Source organism: Bacillus sp. AFS040349 (genome assembly GCF_002577655.1).
Classification (GTDB): domain Bacteria; phylum Bacillota; class Bacilli; order Bacillales; family Bacillaceae; genus Metabacillus.
Map to the genome: position 1 here is coordinate 1 of NZ_NUMC01000018.1, position 17,306 is coordinate 17,306.

General features: G+C 34.7%; 19 protein-coding genes. 13 read left to right on the forward strand and 6 right to left on the reverse strand.

Going from position 1 to position 17,306, the window contains the following annotated elements; genetic code table 11:
* Together COD11_RS05175 and COD11_RS05180 are read right to left on the reverse strand one after the other, a co-directional pair.
* Positions 1-744: histidine kinase dimerization/phospho-acceptor domain-containing protein (locus COD11_RS05175; protein ID WP_304362974.1), on the reverse strand; the 744-nt coding region annotated here is incomplete at its 3' end.
* Positions 745-897: 153 nt separating this feature from the next.
* Positions 898-2,067, reverse strand: a complete 1,170-nt coding sequence (locus COD11_RS05180) for a MalY/PatB family protein (protein ID WP_098795704.1) — start codon at positions 2,065-2,067, stop codon at positions 898-900.
* Positions 2,068-2,256: 189 nt separating this feature from the next.
* Here COD11_RS05180 and COD11_RS05185 point away from each other — a divergent pair, with 189 nt between their 5' ends.
* Positions 2,257-2,562 carry a DUF1871 family protein gene (locus COD11_RS05185; protein ID WP_098795705.1) on the forward strand — a complete coding sequence of 102 codons (306 nt, stop codon included), beginning with the start codon at positions 2,257-2,259 and terminating at the stop codon, positions 2,560-2,562.
* On the opposite strand, the gene COD11_RS05190 is transcribed toward COD11_RS05185, so the two are convergent.
* Positions 2,546-3,382, reverse strand: coding sequence for an alpha/beta fold hydrolase (locus COD11_RS05190; RefSeq protein WP_098795706.1), 837 nt, complete (start codon positions 3,380-3,382; stop codon positions 2,546-2,548). The genes COD11_RS05185 and COD11_RS05190 overlap by 17 nt on opposite strands.
* 289 nt (positions 3,383-3,671) lie before the next feature.
* Here COD11_RS05190 and COD11_RS05195 point away from each other — a divergent pair, with 289 nt between their 5' ends.
* The 5 genes from COD11_RS05195 to yugI all read left to right on the forward strand — a co-directional run bounded on the left by COD11_RS05195 (position 3,672) and on the right by yugI (position 8,333).
* On the forward strand, positions 3,672-4,172 hold the full coding sequence (locus tag COD11_RS05195; RefSeq protein ID WP_098795707.1) for an Lrp/AsnC family transcriptional regulator: 501 nt from the start codon (positions 3,672-3,674) through the stop codon (positions 4,170-4,172).
* Positions 4,169-5,347: an aminotransferase gene (locus COD11_RS05200; RefSeq protein ID WP_098795708.1), complete on the forward strand. Its 1,179-nt coding sequence runs from the start codon at positions 4,169-4,171 to the stop codon at positions 5,345-5,347. The genes COD11_RS05195 and COD11_RS05200 overlap by 4 nt, the downstream gene beginning before the upstream one ends.
* A 225-nt stretch (positions 5,348-5,572) precedes the next feature.
* On the forward strand, positions 5,573-6,133 hold the full coding sequence (locus tag COD11_RS05205) for an RNA polymerase sigma factor (RefSeq protein WP_098795709.1): 561 nt from the start codon (positions 5,573-5,575) through the stop codon (positions 6,131-6,133).
* Complete coding sequence (locus COD11_RS05210; RefSeq protein ID WP_098795710.1) at positions 6,126-7,784, forward strand: hypothetical protein; 1,659 nt, start codon at positions 6,126-6,128, stop codon at positions 7,782-7,784. The genes COD11_RS05205 and COD11_RS05210 overlap by 8 nt, the downstream gene beginning before the upstream one ends.
* A gap of 150 nt (positions 7,785-7,934) precedes the next feature.
* Positions 7,935-8,333: a S1 domain-containing post-transcriptional regulator GSP13 gene (gene yugI / locus COD11_RS05215; RefSeq protein ID WP_098795711.1), complete on the forward strand. Its 399-nt coding sequence runs from the start codon at positions 7,935-7,937 to the stop codon at positions 8,331-8,333.
* A 99-nt stretch (positions 8,334-8,432) separates the two neighbouring features.
* On the opposite strand, the gene COD11_RS05220 is transcribed toward yugI, so the two are convergent.
* Positions 8,433-8,663 carry a DUF378 domain-containing protein gene (locus COD11_RS05220; RefSeq protein ID WP_098795712.1) on the reverse strand — a complete coding sequence of 77 codons (231 nt, stop codon included), beginning with the start codon at positions 8,661-8,663 and terminating at the stop codon, positions 8,433-8,435.
* A 144-nt stretch (positions 8,664-8,807) separates the two neighbouring features.
* On the opposite strand from COD11_RS05220, the gene COD11_RS05225 reads away from it, so the two are divergent.
* The 3 genes from COD11_RS05225 (at position 8,808) to COD11_RS05235 (ending at position 12,100) form a co-directional block, all read left to right on the forward strand.
* Entirely contained in the window at positions 8,808-9,971 is a 1,164-nt protein-coding gene (locus COD11_RS05225; RefSeq protein ID WP_098795713.1) for an iron-containing alcohol dehydrogenase, read from the forward strand.
* Positions 9,972-10,147: 176 nt separating this feature from the next.
* On the forward strand, positions 10,148-11,500 hold the full coding sequence (locus tag COD11_RS05230; protein ID WP_098795714.1) for a glucose-6-phosphate isomerase: 1,353 nt from the start codon (positions 10,148-10,150) through the stop codon (positions 11,498-11,500).
* A gap of 195 nt (positions 11,501-11,695) precedes the next feature.
* A complete protein-coding gene (locus COD11_RS05235) occupies positions 11,696-12,100 on the forward strand; it encodes a YugN-like family protein (protein WP_098795715.1) in 405 nt (134 codons plus the stop codon).
* Here COD11_RS05235 and COD11_RS05240 read toward each other — a convergent pair.
* On the reverse strand, positions 12,097-13,092 hold the full coding sequence (locus COD11_RS05240; RefSeq protein WP_098795716.1) for a potassium channel family protein: 996 nt from the start codon (positions 13,090-13,092) through the stop codon (positions 12,097-12,099). The genes COD11_RS05235 and COD11_RS05240 overlap by 4 nt on opposite strands.
* 9 nt (positions 13,093-13,101) lie before the next feature.
* Positions 13,102-13,347 carry an atypical membrane-integrating protein (Mistic protein) gene (locus tag COD11_RS05245; RefSeq protein WP_098795717.1) on the reverse strand — a complete coding sequence of 82 codons (246 nt, stop codon included), beginning with the start codon at positions 13,345-13,347 and terminating at the stop codon, positions 13,102-13,104.
* Positions 13,348-13,805: 458 nt separating this feature from the next.
* On the opposite strand from COD11_RS05245, the gene COD11_RS05250 reads away from it, so the two are divergent.
* The 4 genes from COD11_RS05250 to COD11_RS05260 all read left to right on the forward strand — a co-directional run bounded on the left by COD11_RS05250 (position 13,806) and on the right by COD11_RS05260 (position 17,269).
* Complete coding sequence (locus COD11_RS05250; protein ID WP_098795718.1) at positions 13,806-14,489, forward strand: zinc metallopeptidase; 684 nt, start codon at positions 13,806-13,808, stop codon at positions 14,487-14,489.
* A 119-nt stretch (positions 14,490-14,608) separates the two neighbouring features.
* On the forward strand, positions 14,609-14,779 hold the full coding sequence (locus tag COD11_RS27375; protein WP_255301538.1) for an Hpt domain-containing protein: 171 nt from the start codon (positions 14,609-14,611) through the stop codon (positions 14,777-14,779).
* On the forward strand, positions 14,779-16,221 hold the full coding sequence (locus tag COD11_RS05255; protein WP_255301539.1) for a GGDEF domain-containing response regulator: 1,443 nt from the start codon (positions 14,779-14,781) through the stop codon (positions 16,219-16,221). The genes COD11_RS27375 and COD11_RS05255 overlap by 1 nt, the downstream gene beginning before the upstream one ends.
* A 1-nt stretch (position 16,222) precedes the next feature.
* Complete coding sequence (locus COD11_RS05260) at positions 16,223-17,269, forward strand: HEAT repeat domain-containing protein (protein WP_098795719.1); 1,047 nt, start codon at positions 16,223-16,225, stop codon at positions 17,267-17,269.
* Positions 17,270-17,306 lie beyond the last annotated feature (37 nt).

Below are 17,306 nucleotides of genomic sequence, written 5' to 3' on the forward strand. Positions count from 1 at the left end.
TTTATATACTGTAGATAATGTACTATTTGTTGAATTACCTATTAATTGAACAAAACCTCTGACAACAGTTAACGGATTTCTCACTTCGTGTGCAACACTTGCTGCGAGTTCACTGACAATGGAAAGCTTTTCTGCTTTCATTAACTCCATCCTCATAACAGCATTTGCCCGCATGTACTCAATGAGGTATATACATAGACTAAGTATCAAGGTAAGGGTGAAAATTGTAATGCCTGGGATTACATAATTAGTTAAATCAACATAATGTGGAATTAAAACGCTTACAATTATGATTGTGCAAAGTGAAAAAATTAAAATACTAATTCCATATATCGCAGCATAATTTAATTTCTTTTTAAACGTGTAGGAATACCAATTGCTTCGTAGAGACAGTGAAAGAATAAAATAAACCGTTACACTCCCACAAAAATAAACCCAGCCCAGTTCATAAAGTTGTGAAAAATAAATTGAAGTTGTAAGAAGAGTAAGCAGACCAGGTATGGATCCTCCGTAAACGACGCTAGTAAATAAGGGAATAGGTTGAAGGGTAAAGAAAGCTCCATCAATTAGCTCGATCGGGTAAATCAGACACAAGATAGAAGAAAAAATTGAGCCGCACGTAATTAATAGTTTATTGGGTTTTAAAGAGCTAAGATTGTTTCTACTTAACCATAATAAATGATAGACAAAAATAGGGAGAACAACGAATGTAATTTGCAAGATAATATCTTTTACTAGTTCCATATAAGGTTCACCTTTGATATAAGTAAGTTTCCCTAATTATACCATTAAATTGTGAAAATTATTCTAAAATAAACATAATTTAACTAATTTTTCATAAAAACGAAATAAATGAGCTCTTAAGTTTAAAAGAGCTCATTTGGAAGTTTAGGATAATTATGTTAGGGCTATCTTCAATCTTTTTAAACCATCTAACAAAGTCTCCTTTGGGCAAGCAATGTTCATTCTAAGGAAACCTTCTCCGTTTTCGCCAAACTTTGAACCTATATGTAAAGCTAGTTTACCCTTGTTAAGAAGTAGTTCCTGTAATTCTTTATCTGATTTATTTAAACTTCTTACATCAATCCACACAAGATATGTTGATTCAGGACGCATGATTTTTACCTGAGGAAGATGATTCATTAAATATTCTTCTATTAATAATACATTTTCCTGAAGATATTGAATTAATTCATCAAGCCAGTTGCTCCCATGTTCATAAGCTGCCTGCATCGCATCAGCTCCTAACGTGTTGATACCCATTACCCCAAACAGCTGTTGAACTTCATTGTAACGCCTTTTAAGGGAGTCATTTGGTATTAACAAGATTGATGCTTGTAGGCCAGCTAAATTGAACGTTTTACTAGGTGCAATACAAGTAATGGTTTGATTGGCAATGTCTTTTCGAATAGAAGCAATTGGAGTATATTGATTTCCAAACAGCAGCAGATCGGAATGAATATCGTCTGATATAATAAGAACATTATGCTTTATACAAAGATCCCCAATTTTTGTTAGTTCCTCTTCACTCCAAACACGACCACTTGGATTGTGAGGATTACATAAGATAAAAAGTTTTGTTCTTTCATCCGAAAGTTTTTCTTCCAAATCATTAAAATCAATTTCATAACGGAAGTTTTCATTTAGTAATAATTGATTATAAAGAACCTCGCGTTTATGCTTTTGGGCAATTTCGAAAAACGGGTAGTAGACAGGCGGTTGTACGACAATCTTGTCTTCTGAAGTAGTAAAGGCATGGATAGCCATACTAATAGCTGTGACAATTCCAGGACTGTAAGTGATTGTTTTTGGATCAATCTCCCAGGAATGACGAGACTTCAACCTATTTTTAACGGCTTCTTCCATTTTTGATCCAGGCATTGTATATCCAAATATTCCGTGGTCAACTCGAGTATGTAAGGCATCAATCACTTCCTCAGGTGCTTGAAAATCCATGTCAGCCACCCACATCGGTAGAACATCTTCTACACCAAATATTCTTTTTGTATAATCCCATTTTACTGAATCTGTTTTTTTTCGGTTAATAACTTGATCAAATTGACTCAATTGCTTCACCCCTTATTAAAGATTCTTATAAAACTGTGAGCTATATTTATAATAGGATTCTTTTAACATGAGTAGTACAGTTATGAATCATAAACAAAAATGGATATAGCTTCTTTCTTTCATTATCTACTTCTATCATAAGTGTGTTACAATAACAGTGCAAAAAATAAGATTAATAAAGGTGAAATAATGGAAACACAGCAAACGAATATAAGGTTAATGGAAGTTTTATTACAGTGGGATCCGTTAGGTTATGGAGAAGATAGTTATGAAACGGAAGTAGTTGATGTGCTCCAGGCTGTTCATTTAATAGATGATAAACTAAAGTTAGCAAGAAAAATACAAGCGATTTATGAATTTTCGTTCGAAGAAATCATCCCTCTAACGGAATGTGAATCCATGTCTAAGCAGTTACTTCAAATCAAAAATAATACAGCTGTGAAATTTAAGCGAAAAACCACTCATATGAGTGGTTTTTCTATTGAGCCTGAATAAGGAAGTTCATAATTTTTTCTGAAACGTGTTCCGGCCTTTCCTCAGGTACTAAGTGGCCAGTTTGTTTAAATGAGAAAAATGTTGAATTAGGTAAGTCGTTTTGTAATCTTTCTCCAATAGAAACAGGTACGACTTTGTCTTCATTTCCCCATATAAGCAAGCTAGGCTGTTCGATCTGCTTTAACTCTTCTGAACTAAGATCACCTTCATGGTCACGAATCATCCGATTTAAAGCACGAAATATTTTGTCATCGAGAAAAGGCTCCATATACCCGTCCATCATTTCCTGATCAATTAATGAGCGATCATGTACCACGTTGTTTAAGTTCTTTAGAATTCCTTGACTTGCTAGCCAATGCTTAATGCATAGATAAAAATATGGAACATAAGAACCAAATTTTAGTGAAGGATGTACACCTTTCATATATCCTGAGCTACATAGTAATACCACTTTCTCAAATAAATCAGGTCTTTGCTTTGCTGCATTCAAAGATACTTGCCCACCCATGGAGTGACCAACAAGGTAAGCTCTTTTTATGTTCAGTCCTTCTGCTAAACGTATTACTACTTTTGCCATGTTTGTATAAGAGTGAACAAATTTAGTTGATTTTTCTGTTTTTCCAAATGGAGGAAGATCAATTGTAACGATTGTAAAATCCTCTTTGAGTAAAGGGATAATTTTTCTGTAGCAAAAACTAGAGGACAAAAACCCATGTACTAAAATCATAACAGGATTGGATGGATGTTGGCGATAAACCTCATAGTGAACGTTTATGCCAAAAATATTCATTGTGCTACAGTAGTAATGGCTTTTATTCATAAGCATTCACTCCATTTTTCCTATATATATTGCCAGATTGTATGATAAAATATGTGTTTGACTTAACACACTAAAATTGCTGCTTGTCATATAGGGGTATAGCTTATAAGGAAACTTTGTTAACCAAATAGGCTGTTAAAGAAGAATTATGTTTTTTTATATTTTTTACCGGGATATAAAAAAACACTCATGTAAAAATCTACCCTTTTTTCTTTTTGTGAAACGTATGAAAAACGAGCAATATGGTGGTATAATTATCTGAAGATTTGAAAAGTAGGAGTGGTGAAAAATGAAGTTTAGTGAAAAGGAAGTAGAGTTATTAGAAATATTGCAAGATGACTGCCGCTTGACTGCAGAACAAATCGCCAAAATGATTGACTTATCAGAAGAAGAAACGAAAAAGATAATTAAAAATCTTGAAGATCAACGTATTATTGTTGATTATACAGCACAGGTGAATTGGCGTAAGGTTGATGGGCACGAAGGTGTAAAAGCAATGATCGATGTGAAAGTTCAGCCAAAAAGAGGAGTAGGCTTTGATGATATTGCAAGTCGAATTTATCGTTTTAATGAAGTAAAGTCTGTTTACTTAATGTCAGGTGCTTACGATCTTTCAGTTATAATAGAAGGAAAATCGATGTCTGCTATTGCTCAATTTGTTTCTGAAAAGCTTTCAACTTTAGACTCTGTTTTGTCTACAACAACTCATTTTATCTTAAAGAAATATAAACATGATGGTACTATATTTGAACAAGATGATGAGGATAAGAGAATTGTGGTATCACCATGATTGAACCAACGCATTACCTTTCAAGTACAGTCAAAGGCTTAAAACCATCAGGAATACGCAAGTTCTTTGACCTGGCAGCAAGTATGGAAGGTGTAATTTCATTAGGTGTTGGTGAACCTGATTTTGTTACACCTTGGAATGTAAGAGAAGCAAGTATCCTTTCCTTAGAACAAGGATATACCTCCTACACAGCAAATGCGGGCCTTCTTGAGTTAAGAAAAGAAATAAGTTATTACCTTCAAGAAAAAACAAATGTGAGCTACAGTCCATCAGAGGAATTGTTAGTAACAGTTGGGGCAAGCCAAGCTCTTGATCTTGCACTTAGAGCTATTGTGAACCCTGGTGATGAGGTTATTGTCATTGAGCCTAGCTTCGTATCTTATTCATCACTAATATCTCTTGCAGGTGGGGTACCAGTATCTGTTCAAACGAGCGGTGAAATGGAGTTCAAGCTTCAGCCTTCAGATTTAGAAAAGGCAATCACAGATAAAACGAAAGCTGTTATTTTGTGCTCCCCAAATAATCCAACTGGAACACTTCTTAATAAAGAAGACTTAGAAAAAATAGCTAAAATTATTGAAAAGTATGATTTATTGGTTATTTCAGATGAAATCTACGCGGAGCTTACATATGATGATATGTATACAAGCTTTGTATCAATTGATGGAATGGTAGAACGGACAATCCTTGTTTCAGGATTTTCGAAAGGATTTGCCATGACAGGCTGGCGTTTAGGGTATGTAGCTGCACAGCCTGAATTTTTAAGCGCCATGCTTAAAATTCATCAATACACCATGATGTGTGCACCTTCTATGGCTCAATACGCTGCAATCGAAGCAATTAAGAATGGCAAAGAAGATGTTTTGCATATGAAAAAAAGCTACAGACAACGGCGAAACCTTTTTGTTAATGCATTAACAGAAATGGGGCTTACTTGTCATGTACCAGGTGGTGCGTTTTACGCATTTCCTTCTATAAAGGAAACAAATCTTTCGTCAGAAGAATTTGCAGAAAAGCTTCTCATGGAAGAAAGAGTGGCTGTTGTTCCAGGTAGCGTGTTTGGTGAAAGCGGCGAAGGGTATATCCGATGCTCCTATGCTTCTTCATTAGAACAGCTTCAAGAATCATTAAGAAGAATGCAGCGTTTTGTTCAAAAACAAAAAGCTGGCGTATAAGTATAAATCTCAACTAAAAAAAGCTGACCAGTTGATCAGCTCATATAGAAACTAAAGGGGGAATACTAGAAAGCCTTATGCTTGTATTATTCCCTCTTTTTTATGTGGCTTAAACCTAAAAATCAGATTTTTCCTCTCTTTATAAATCCTCATTAAAATCAATTCCCAAATGAAACAATGTCGAACATGATGGCGTTAAATAAAATGAAAGAGGAGGGCAGAGACATGACCGAAGAAGAATTAATAAAAAAGGCCAAACAGGGAAATATGTCAGCTTTTCAACAGCTAGTTGAACTACATTACCCTGTTGTGGAGAAGTTTGCTTATCAATTAGGGAACAGACAAGAAGAGATTGAAGATATTACACAGGAAGTATTTATTCGTGTGTATCGATTTATAGATCAGTTTACTAAGGCAAAATTTTCAACTTGGTTATATAAAATAACACTTAATGTAACGAGGGACTTTGCTAGAAAACGACAATCTAATCTACGGAAGGTTTTTAAAATACAACAAGACTTTCGACAGGAGTATTACCCTGAAACAGAAGCTGAGGTTTTACGTAATGAGGAAGATCGGGTTCTTCATTTAGCGATACAAAAGCTAGATGAGAAATATCGGATACCAATCGTTCTTTTTTATTTTCATGAAAAGAAGTATGAGGAAATTGCAGAAATCATGTCTATTTCATTATCTACGGTTAAAACACGAATATTACGCGGGAAAACAATGTTGAAAAAAGTCATTGAAGAACTTGATAAGAAAGAAGGTGACATACATGGATGATAAATTATTTGAAGAACGAATGAGAAACTTAAAGCAATCATACGAACAAGTGCCTTCAGTTTCCTCTGTAGATAAAATAGTGAACAAGGTAAAAACATCGGAAAAACCGAATAAAAAGCGCATGAGACTTCAACTACCGTATGTTGCCTCCTTTATTGGTGTACTTTTAATTGGAGGAATCCTTGGTGCGCAACTTCTGAAGCAACCGGATAACACGGGGTCAGAACATCCACCAGATGAACAAATAAATCAACAACCCGTAACAACTTCAGACATTGAGGCTGCAACAAATGAGATTAGGGGCTACTACGAAAGAAAAGTAGATGAGTTAAATGATTCTCTACAATCCAAAGATGTGGAACAATATCAGTTTGTCCAGGAAGCTAAAAGTGCAGTTGCAGCCTTTGAACAAAGAAAGAGTTATAAATCGCAAACAGAGTTAAAAAACTATAGAAATAATGTTAAAACAATTATTGAATATCGTGTATCAATGCCTTATACAGAATTTACTATGTTAAAAAATCAAAGTGATATAAGTGATGAACAAATTCTTCATTATATTGAAAAACTAGAGCTATTAAAAGAACGCTATATAGATAGGTGGGAAACGCACTTTAAGGAACAGAGTGTAGATGTTTCTAACGTTAAAGATTATGTTCAACAACTTAATAGTGGAAGTGTAAAAAATGGAACAGAAGAATATAGTAACTTAGTGGATGAAATAAAGGGGAATGGTTACATTTTTGTTGATGATGGTGAAGGAATGATCTCTTTTACCGTTGATTATGACAAAATTTCCGAGACTTTTTCACAGAAATTATCAGAAGAACTAAAACTATTTCTGGATATTCAGAACAACAAAAGATTTAAGGTAGACGCTGAATTAGTCATCAGTCGTGATGAACTTGAAACTAGACTGATTCTGCTAGAGAAAACCATAATCAAACACCCTAATTTTTCTAATATAAATGATTTGAAAATATTGTTCCAAGATTTAATGAAAACCTATTTAACAGGAACAGAAAATTCCCAAATTACAACGAATGAGGCGAGAGTTAAAGAGGAGATCATAGCAGAATTTGAGAAATTTAATTCTGAGAATAATAATACAAGGTCTTCACAAATAGTTGATGCTTTTATAAGGGAACTTAAAGGGCGTGATTTTCAGCTAACGGAAGAGCTTGAGAATCAAGTAGAGTCTCTCATCCCTTCAGAACTAAAAATGATTCCAAATGGACTAAGCATTAACCTGTTGCCTCTACCAGATCAAATGTTAGAAACATATGAGAAATACAAAAGAACTAATAACGATAAAGTGTTTGATGGACCGTTTGCGGGAACAAATACAATTGATTTAGTTGTTGCAAGAATTTATATGTATGCAGTGGTAACTGGAGATTATGATGTAGCTTATGATCTCTTATATAAAGGAGAAGGCGCAGACATTCCTGATAAAAGTCAATTCATTTCCGAGATAAGTTCTACCGATCTCCAGACTTTATCTAATGAAGTTACGATGGTGGAATTTCAGTATCAAGAAAACGGAGAGGTTATCAAACATATTTATATAAAAGGTGATGGAGAAACAGTTTCACTTGAGCTTCGTCTAGAAAATGGATACCCAAAAATTGTCTATAAATCAATGCCTTAAAGCAACGGATTCATCGTTGCTTTTTCTTTTTTGGGTATACTAAAATATGAGATCAAAAATATTTATTTTTGTCAAAGACGCAAAGATGTGGTATAATTTTTAATTGCGTATAATGGGACATATAATTATAAGAAAAATAGGAGTGTTATTATGACAGCGAAGTACGAAATAGGAAGTGTTCATACAGGAAAAGTAACAGGAATTCAGCCATATGGTGCATTTGTTGCACTAGATGAAGAAACACAAGGACTTGTTCACATCTCAGAAATTACACACGGTTTTGTTAAAGATGTTAATGAGCACTTAAACGTTAATGATGAAGTTCAAGTAAAAGTTCTTTCTATTGACGAAAAATCAGGTAAGATCAGCTTATCAATCCGTGCTACACAAGAAGCACCTGTTGAAGAAAAGCAAGAAGCTCCAAAAAGACCGAAAAAACGTCAAGCAACTGTAAAAGCTGAAACAGAAACTCCACAAGGTTTCAACACATTAAAAGACAAGCTTGAAGAGTGGATTGAGCAATCAAAACGCGAAGAAATTAAAAAATAATGAACGAAGAAAAGATGAACACTTGGTGTTCGTCTTTTTTTATTCGCTATTATCAAAAAAAAAAGAGCTAACCGAAGTTAACTCTTTTTTCTTTAAGTCTTATCGAGCTTCTGGGCGAGGTTCTCTTGCTACTTCTTCAGAAGGTTTGAATAACAGACCAAGATTGATTAAACCAGCAATACCAACTAAACCGTAAATGATTCGTGATAATGCTGAACCCTGGCCGCCGAAGATAGCTGCTACTAGATCAAATTGGAAAAATCCAATTAGTCCCCAGTTGATTGCTCCTATTATCGTAAGTACAAGTGCTATACGTTGAATTGCGCTCATTTTATTTTACAACCTCCTTAGTTGTTAACTACATTTATATCTTGCGAAAAAATAAAAAAACTATTCAAAGAAAATTTTTATAAAAGCACATTTCTTTACAATAAAATCAGGAAATTACATAATCTAAATATGGAGGCGATATAAATGGATAATTTTACATACTATAATCCCACTAAATTAATCTTTGGTAAGGGACAAGTGGAACAACTAGAAAATGAGGTTCCAAAGTACGGAAAAAAGGTTCTTGTTGTATATGGTGGAGGAAGTATTAAGCGCAATGGTCTCTATGATAAAGTTGTTCAAATTTTAGAAAAAAACAACCTTGAGATCTTTGAATTGTCTGGAGTAGAACCAAACCCTAGGTTATCAACGGTTCACCGTGGCGTTGAAATATGTAAAAAAGAAAACATTGATTTTATATTAGCTGTAGGTGGAGGAAGTGTAATAGACTGTACTAAGGCTATTTCTGTAGGGGCGAAATATGATGGAGATGCTTGGGATATTGTGACAAAGAAACATATTCCTACTGAAGCAGTGCCATTTGGTACAGTATTAACATTAGCTGCAACAGGTTCTGAGATGAACTCTGGTTCTGTTATTACGAATTGGGAAACAAAAGAAAAATATGGTTGGGGAAGTCCTTTAACATTCCCTAAATTTTCAATATTGGATCCAGTAAATACGTTCACTGTACCAAAAGATCAAACGATATATGGTATTGTTGATATGATGTCACATGTTTTCGAACAATACTTTCATCATACAACAAATACACCGTTACAAGATCGTTTCTGTGAGGCTACATTAAAAACGGTTATTGAAACAGCTCCTAAGCTAATAAATGACTTAGAAAATTACGAGCTTCGTGAAACCATTCTTTACTCTGGTACGATTGCGTTAAATGGACAACTGCAAATGGGGTATCGAGGAGATTGGGCAAGTCATAATATTGAACATGCTGTTTCTGCTGTATACGATATTCCACATGCTGGTGGATTAGCCATTCTATTCCCGAACTGGATGAAGCATAACTTAGATCAAAATGTATCACGTTTTGTACAACTGGCTGTTAATGTTTTTGATGTTGATCCTACTGGTAAAGACGACCGATCTGTAGCTCTTGAAGGAATTGATAAACTTCGTGAGTTTTGGAGCAGCATTGGAGCACCATATCGTTTGAAGGATTATGATATTAATGATGAAAACATTGATTTGATGGCTGATAAAGCAATGATTAATGGTGAATTCGGTAATTTTAAATCTTTAAATAAAGACGATGTGGTTGCGATCTTAACAGCATCTTTATAAAATGCAAACAAGTAAGCACGGGGTTATACCCGTGTTTACTTGTTTTGTAAATGAATTGTCAGAAAAGATTGGAAATGTTAGCGATTACATAAAGATCTATACTTGATTTACACATGTAGTTTAGATAAAGTTGTTAATAGCTATAAACAAAAAGCAAACATTGGAGGAAAAATGTTATGACGCATGTAAGCTTTGATTATTCTAGTGCCTTAACTTTTTTTAACGAACATGAACTTACATATTTAAGGGATTTTGTGAAAGTTGCTCATCATTCAATTCATGAGCAAACAGGAGCTGGAAGTGACTACTTAGGTTGGGTAGATCTTCCTAAGAATTATGATAAAGAAGAATTTGCTCGTATTCAAAAAAGTGCTGAAAAAATTAAGAACGACTCAGAAGTTCTTCTTGTCATTGGAATTGGTGGTTCTTATTTAGGAGCACGTGCTGCCATTGAAATGCTTAATCATTCTTTTTATAATTCTTTATCAAAAGAACAAAGACAAGCTCCACAAGTTATTTTTGTAGGAAATAACATCAGCTCTACATACATGAAGGATCTTCATGATTTACTTGAAGGAAAAGATTTCTCGATTAATGTTATTTCTAAATCTGGTACAACTACTGAACCCGCACTAGCATTCCGTATTTTTAGAAAGCTTCTTGAAGAAAAGTATGGGAAATCTGAAGCGAAGCAACGTATTTATGCAACAACTGATAAAGCGCGTGGTGCTTTGAAAACACTTGCAACTGAAGAAGGGTACGAGTCATTCATCATTCCAGATGATGTTGGTGGACGTTATTCAATCTTAACGGCTGTTGGGTTATTACCAATCGCTGTAACAGGTGTAGATATTGAAGCTATGATGAAGGGTGCTCAAGCTGCAAGTGAAGATTTCGGAAAATCTGAGCTTGAGGAAAATCCAGCTTATCAATACGCTGCTGTTCGTAATGTTTTATACAACAAAGGAAAAACGATTGAAATGCTCATTAACTATGAGCCAGGTCTACAGTATTTTGCTGAATGGTGGAAGCAATTATTTGGCGAAAGTGAAGGAAAAGACCAAAAAGGAATTTATCCTTCTTCAGCAAACTTCTCAACTGACTTACACTCTTTAGGGCAATATGTACAAGAAGGACGTCGCGACATTTTTGAAACAGTCATTAATGTTGAGACACCTCGCCATGAATTAACGATTGAAGAAGAAGAAAGTGATTTAGATGGTTTGAATTATCTTGCTGGTAAATCAGTAGACTTTGTTAACAAAAAGGCATTCCAAGGAACGATGTTGGCTCATACTGATGGTGGAGTTCCTAACCTAGTAGTAAGCATTCCAAAAATGGATGAATATACACTTGGATATTTAGTGTATTTCTTTGAAAAGGCTTGTGCTATGAGTGGTTATCTTCTAGGAGTTAATCCATTTGATCAACCGGGGGTTGAAGCATATAAAGTAAACATGTTCGCTTTACTTGGAAAGCCTGGCTTTGAAGAAAAGAAAGCAGAACTTGAAAAACGCTTAGAAAAATAATTTTGAACAAGGGTCGACAATAATGTCGGCCTTTTTTCGTTTTAATGGTCATGATTTTCTTATATTAGGCAAATCTAAGGAAAAGGCAATGTTAAGCCATTTCTTTAGTAGAGCAGGCTTTGTTTTAGAAAGAGGTCACGAAACCTGCAAGAAGAAATGTAGCATTAACAGGTCTAAGACAAAGGAGGATTTGCTATGATTGAAGTTCGTTCAAGGTTAGAAGGACAAACATTTCAATTATATGACCTAGAGCAGGAGCTTAAACCTTTAGGCTATACGATAGGTGGAAATTGGGATTATGATCATGGCTACTTTGATTATAAAATTGATTCTGAAGTAGGTTATCAATTCTTGAGGGTTCCATTTACATCTGTGGATGGACAGCTTGATTCTAGAAATACAACAATTGAATTGGGTACACCCTTTCTTTTATCTCATAAATATCAAATTGGATTAGATGACCATGTGCATATTGGGAATTTTAGTGCATCTTTTGATCAATTCCAGGAGCCGCAAGATAAAGATGCAACCTTCCCTGAAGAATATATTGATTTAGGGAAGGCGCTTGTTAAGGAATTAGAGGCTGTATTGCTTGACTAGTGAGTAAACACTATTAGTGAATCATGATCTTGTATTTCAAAGGAGAGGGGCGGATTTACTTTCGTGTCCTCTCCTCTTTTTATGCCAATTAAAATAGATTCTTTTTCGAGGAGTTGGTGACTTGCGTCTTTGAAGGTTTTGCCAATCAGCTCTTTATTTACCGGAAGAACTTGAAATAAATTACCGCTCGCAGGGTTAAGCTCAGAATAAAATGATGACAAACCGTTTTTCGCTAAGTAACTACTCATAATAAAGTGACTTGTTAATTTATAAGACTTAATAATTTCATTTGCTCCGGCTCTGCTAGCATTATTTGCTTGCTGTTCTGTTAGCAATTCAATCACACAGTATAAATTTGGATTTAGTCCTTTTAGGGATAGCAGGACAAGAATAGAGTTCATATCAGCATCTTGTTCATTTTTGTGCTGATCAGCAGTGATGATAGCTGCATCAGCTTCTTGGATATTCGCTTTAAGTAAAGTTTGTTCATTGGCAGCATTTCCACGGATAAAATGAACATTTTCAATTAATGGCGATTCTTTTAATGAGTCATCTATTAAGACAATTTGTTTATATGGCTTAACGGTTTTTAATGAGTCAATCATTTCATTTGCTTTTTCATTCCACCCAATTAAAATGACATGATTTTTACCCGAAAACGTTACATTTCCTTCAAGGTAGGAGTGTTGTCTCTTAATCGCAGCAGAAGAAACACTGGCAAAATATGCTGTTACAAAGCTGGCTCCAGCTAAAATCATCAACATAGCGATACCTCTTCCAACATACGTTTGTGGAACATAATCGCCAAATCCAACAGTGGAGACAGTTACAAGAGCCCACCAAATTCCATCAAATGTAGTTGGAAACTCGTTTGGCTCTACAAGAGTAATAATTTCACCAAACACTAAAATGATGAGTAGAACGATAAGTGTAATACGATAATGAATAGGCCAACGCAACCATTGGGTTATGGTTTTATTTGATTTTGACATGTTGTGAACTCATCCTTTCTTATTTGGTATAAAAGATAAAACCTCTTTAATAATCGTATTAATTTTGGTTGTTACCTCGTCTTTTCCATATGTGTCAATGGCCTTTTCAATCGTCTCAATTGTATCCTCTGAGAATTCAATAAGTGCTTTATCTTCTTCAGAATCATTATAAAAACCAATAAAGGAGTCTAACCCTTCATTCATTTTATCGATTGCTTCACTAAGTAATTTCTTTTCTTCTTCATTTACTTTCAACAGTTTCACTTCCTAACTTTTAGCATTTGAAGCTTTAAATTATTCTAAAAAAAGAATGTATTCTAAAATTAGTTCTACACAAAAACTCTTATCTTGCTTGGTCTTATAAATCTGTTCGTTTTAACGAGGTCGTTCCATTGCGCTCCAGACACTTGCTTTCCGCGGGGAGGGAGCCAAGCCTCCTCGGCTTTGCCTGCGGGGTCTCGGCCTTTCCTCTACCTCCCGCAGGAGTCAAGTGTCTTCCGCTCCATTGCACTATGTTTTTAAAATCAACGAGCAGCCTTCAAAAAGACAGTTGGAGTGACAGCGATTTATTTAAGCATATTTTAGTATGTACACCTTCTGTTTATAGTTTGCGGATTAAGCAAAAGAAACCATATGAAATTTTGTATGGTAGAAATCATTGTTTTGATTAAACTAACCATAATCAAGTATCTGTTGTAGGGAGGATATCAACAATGTTTTTCCATCCATTGGATTTTTTAATCATTATTGCTTTTGGTCTTTCATTATGGGCGCAGTTTCGAGTTAAGGGGAATTTTGAAAAGTATGCTAAAGTGTCGGCATCTTCTCACATGACTGGGGCTGAGATTGCAAGGCAGTTACTCGATCGAAACGGGTTATCGGACGTACCAGTTGAACATGTGAGAGGGTCTTTAACAGATCATTATGATCCCTTAAAAAAGGCTGTTAGATTATCGGATTCGGTATATGGAAGTCAATCGATTGCAGCGATTTCTGTTGCGGCACACGAGGTAGGACATGCTATTCAACATAGTGAAGCTTACGGTGCACTCGTTTTACGCCATAAAATGTTTCCAATTGTGAACTTTACTTCAGGTATTGCACCGTTTTTGCTATTTGGCGGTTTTTTATTAGGCAGTTTAAATTTAATAGGCTTAGGAATCATATTTTTCTCAGCAGTTGTAGCATTTCAGCTTATAACTTTGCCGGTAGAATTTAATGCAAGCTCAAGAGCGAAAAAATTGATGCTTTCTGAAGGTATGATTGTTAATAATGAGGAAAGAGGGGTAAGTAAAGTATTAAGTGCTGCTGCTTTAACTTATGTGGCTGCTGCCTTGCTTTCTTTGCTGCAACTATTAAAGTTTATTGCGATCTTTTCACAGGGGAACAGAGAATAAATGTTACGAAAGTCGAATCTTGTCAGAATATAAACTTTTTTCTAGAATTCCCCTCCAAAATATGGTTATATGGAGAGAAGAGATAAATGTAAATATTCGTTTTAAGTAGGAGAGACCCAATGAGTAAATATTTGCAGACATTAATTAAAAATGTACGAAAACAGCTTGAAGCTTGGTTAAATGAACAACAAGAAATACAACATAAAGAACTATATCGTTTTCTTCACTCCATATCTGGAACTGCCGCAACAATTGGATTTTCTGAAGCGGGAGATATGCTCAAGAATTGATGAGCCATCTAAAGGAGCATGAAGAACGAGTGTGGAACAAAGAGGAATTGCAATCTTTTTTGCTACCCCTCATTTCCATTATCTATTACGAGGAATATTCCAATGTTGATGAAATTATTGAAAACAAACAAGAGTATGAAGATAAAAACCTTATTTTGTTAATCGATGATGATACGGCATTATTAATGTACCTTAAGGATGAATTAGAGAAAGAAGGTTGGGTGGTGATCGCTGTTGCTGATCCAGACCGTGCTATTTATTCTTATTATGACTTAAATCCTGATTGTGTTGTCATTGATGTTCATATGAAAGATAAAAATGGATTAGATGTCTTGTTACAAATAAAAGAAAAAATGAAGCAGCAGTTCATTCCTTCTATCATGATTAGTGTTGATAAATCAAAGGAAATCAGAATGCAGAGCTATAAGCTGGGTGCTGACGATTTCATACAAAAACCTTTGGAGATGGATGAATTTATTGTCAGGATAAACCGTCAACTTGAGCGAAAACAAGCAATTGACGATGTGATGTTAATAGACGAGTTAACAAGGGTATATAACAGGAAATACCTAGCTCAAACATATGACAGGTTGGTTAGTAATTTAAATAGAAGGTATGAGCCATTTTGCTTAGCACTTGTTGATTTAGATCATTTTAAACAAGTGAATGACACATACGGTCATACAGTAGGAGATGAAGTCTTAGCAACATTTGCTGATGTTGTTAGAAAGGGTCTAAGAATTAATGACATCATCATTCGGTATGGTGGAGAGGAATTTATTATCCTTCTACCTGAAACAGAAGCAAATGAGGCAAAACTTGTTATTGAGCGGATTTTAAAGGACTTTTCCAACACGGTTTTTAAATATGGAGATTCTGAATTCTATAATTCGTTCTCTGCAGGTATTCATGAAGTGCACCCAACTCAATTGGATTTAAAAGAGAATATAGAGATTGCAGATGGAGCGCTTTACGAGGCGAAACAGGCTGGTAGAAATCAGGTGAAAGTTGCTGCTGTAAATAATGTCAAGTATTCTAAAAAGCCAATTCACATTGGAATTATTGATGATGATCCAATTATTCGTACAATGCTTGAGGACTTAATCAGTAAAAGTAAGCTTACAGATGGATTTACTCTTGATATTAAAACATTTAAAGATGGTATGGAGTTTATGGAGGCAGGGTGGCATCTTAACAACAAAGATCCATACTTACTCATACTTGATGGCATGATGCCGAGAATGGATGGATTGGAAGTATTGCAGAAATTAAGAAGTCTTCAATATCAGGAAAGATTTACAGTGATGATGCTAACATCCCGAAAAAGTGAACATGACATCTCGAGAGCCTTGCAGCTTGGGGCAGATGATTATATAACAAAGCCGTTTAAATTATTAGAGCTTGAAACCCGATTAGGTCACTTAATTAAGAGGATGAAATAATATGTTTGAGATAAGTTTAGTGTTGCTTTTTATTTTATTTCTGGCAATGTTTTTTATCTTAATTAGTTTGTTTACGTATTTGCTTATTATAAAGCATTTTCATAATCAAAAAAGGAAAAAAATTGACGATCTTAAAGAAACATATCGCTTAGATATGTTTCATTTTCTACAATCGGGTAAAGAAGGGGATTTACAGCCTGATAAAACCGAAGAGAAATTTATTGCACTAATTGAATTGCTTAATGAATATTCAAATGTACTTGATAGTGAGGATGTAAAAGGAAGAATAAGCGAATTTGCAAATAAACATTTAACAAATTATATAAAAAGTGAACTTAAGCAGCGGCGATGGAGCTTAAGAATGAATGCTTTATATTCTATTGAGGATTTTTATATGGATCACGTAGTAGATGAGTTGTATAAATTATATGCTAAAAAAAATGTAACACGTACTGAAAAATTTCAGATGCTAAATCTTTTTGCTAAATTTCATGATGATAAGATTGTTTACTATTTAAAGAATGTTGATCCAGCTATTTCAAATTTTACGCTATTATCTATTTTATCTCTCTTGAAAGAAGAGCATTTTAATGAACTAGTAGATGACTTTGGGGCATTATCAAAACAAATGCAATACATGATGATTGAGACGATCGGGAAAAAGCAATATTTAAATCATGTTAATCTCATGCAAAAATTACTTGAGAATAATGACGAAGAGTTGAGGATTAGAACCTTAAAGGCTTTCGCTAACACAGGGGCACCTTTAGATGAAGCTGTATTAAGTAAGTTTTTTCTTTCAAATAGCTGGCAAGTTCGGATGATGGCAGCAAAAGCTGCAGGTGTTAGAAGAATAAGTACATTTAAAGATAGTTTAGTTTCATTATTATCAGATCGTGAGTATGTTGTTCGTTCTGAGGCAGCCAAATCAATTCTACAGTTTAAGGGTGGGGTAGACATATTACGAAAAGTCGTATCAGATTCAAATGATGATTTTGCAAAAGATATGGCCCTTGAATGGCTTGAAAAGGAGGGCGTTGAATATTAATTGGTCTAGTTTTTTGGTTATTGGTAGTTGGTTTATC

Bases quoted from the DNA above. Each gene is read 5' to 3' on its own strand.
- COD11_RS05185 (WP_098795705.1), top strand. From the start codon at position 2,257: ATGGAAACACAGCAAACGAATATAAGGTTAATGGAAGTTTTATTACAG.
- COD11_RS05235 (WP_098795715.1), top strand. From the start codon at position 11,696: ATGATTGAAGTTCGTTCAAGGTTAGAAGGACAAACATTTCAATTATAT.
- COD11_RS05210 (WP_098795710.1), top strand. From the start codon at position 6,126: ATGGATGATAAATTATTTGAAGAACGAATGAGAAACTTAAAGCAATCA.
- COD11_RS05205 (WP_098795709.1), top strand. From the start codon at position 5,573: ATGACCGAAGAAGAATTAATAAAAAAGGCCAAACAGGGAAATATGTCA.
- COD11_RS27375 (WP_255301538.1), top strand. From the start codon at position 14,609: ATGAGTAAATATTTGCAGACATTAATTAAAAATGTACGAAAACAGCTT.
- COD11_RS05240 (WP_098795716.1), bottom strand. From the start codon at position 13,092: ATGTCAAAATCAAATAAAACCATAACCCAATGGTTGCGTTGGCCTATT.
- COD11_RS05190 (WP_098795706.1), bottom strand. From the start codon at position 3,382: ATGAATAAAAGCCATTACTACTGTAGCACAATGAATATTTTTGGCATA.
- COD11_RS05230 (WP_098795714.1), top strand. From the start codon at position 10,148: ATGACGCATGTAAGCTTTGATTATTCTAGTGCCTTAACTTTTTTTAAC.
- COD11_RS05250 (WP_098795718.1), top strand. From the start codon at position 13,806: ATGTTTTTCCATCCATTGGATTTTTTAATCATTATTGCTTTTGGTCTT.
- COD11_RS05225 (WP_098795713.1), top strand. From the start codon at position 8,808: ATGGATAATTTTACATACTATAATCCCACTAAATTAATCTTTGGTAAG.
- COD11_RS05260 (WP_098795719.1), top strand. From the start codon at position 16,223: ATGTTTGAGATAAGTTTAGTGTTGCTTTTTATTTTATTTCTGGCAATG.
- yugI (WP_098795711.1), top strand. From the start codon at position 7,935: ATGACAGCGAAGTACGAAATAGGAAGTGTTCATACAGGAAAAGTAACA.
- COD11_RS05195 (WP_098795707.1), top strand. From the start codon at position 3,672: ATGAAGTTTAGTGAAAAGGAAGTAGAGTTATTAGAAATATTGCAAGAT.
- COD11_RS05255 (WP_255301539.1), top strand. From the start codon at position 14,779: ATGAGCCATCTAAAGGAGCATGAAGAACGAGTGTGGAACAAAGAGGAA.
- COD11_RS05220 (WP_098795712.1), bottom strand. From the start codon at position 8,663: ATGAGCGCAATTCAACGTATAGCACTTGTACTTACGATAATAGGAGCA.
- COD11_RS05200 (WP_098795708.1), top strand. From the start codon at position 4,169: ATGATTGAACCAACGCATTACCTTTCAAGTACAGTCAAAGGCTTAAAA.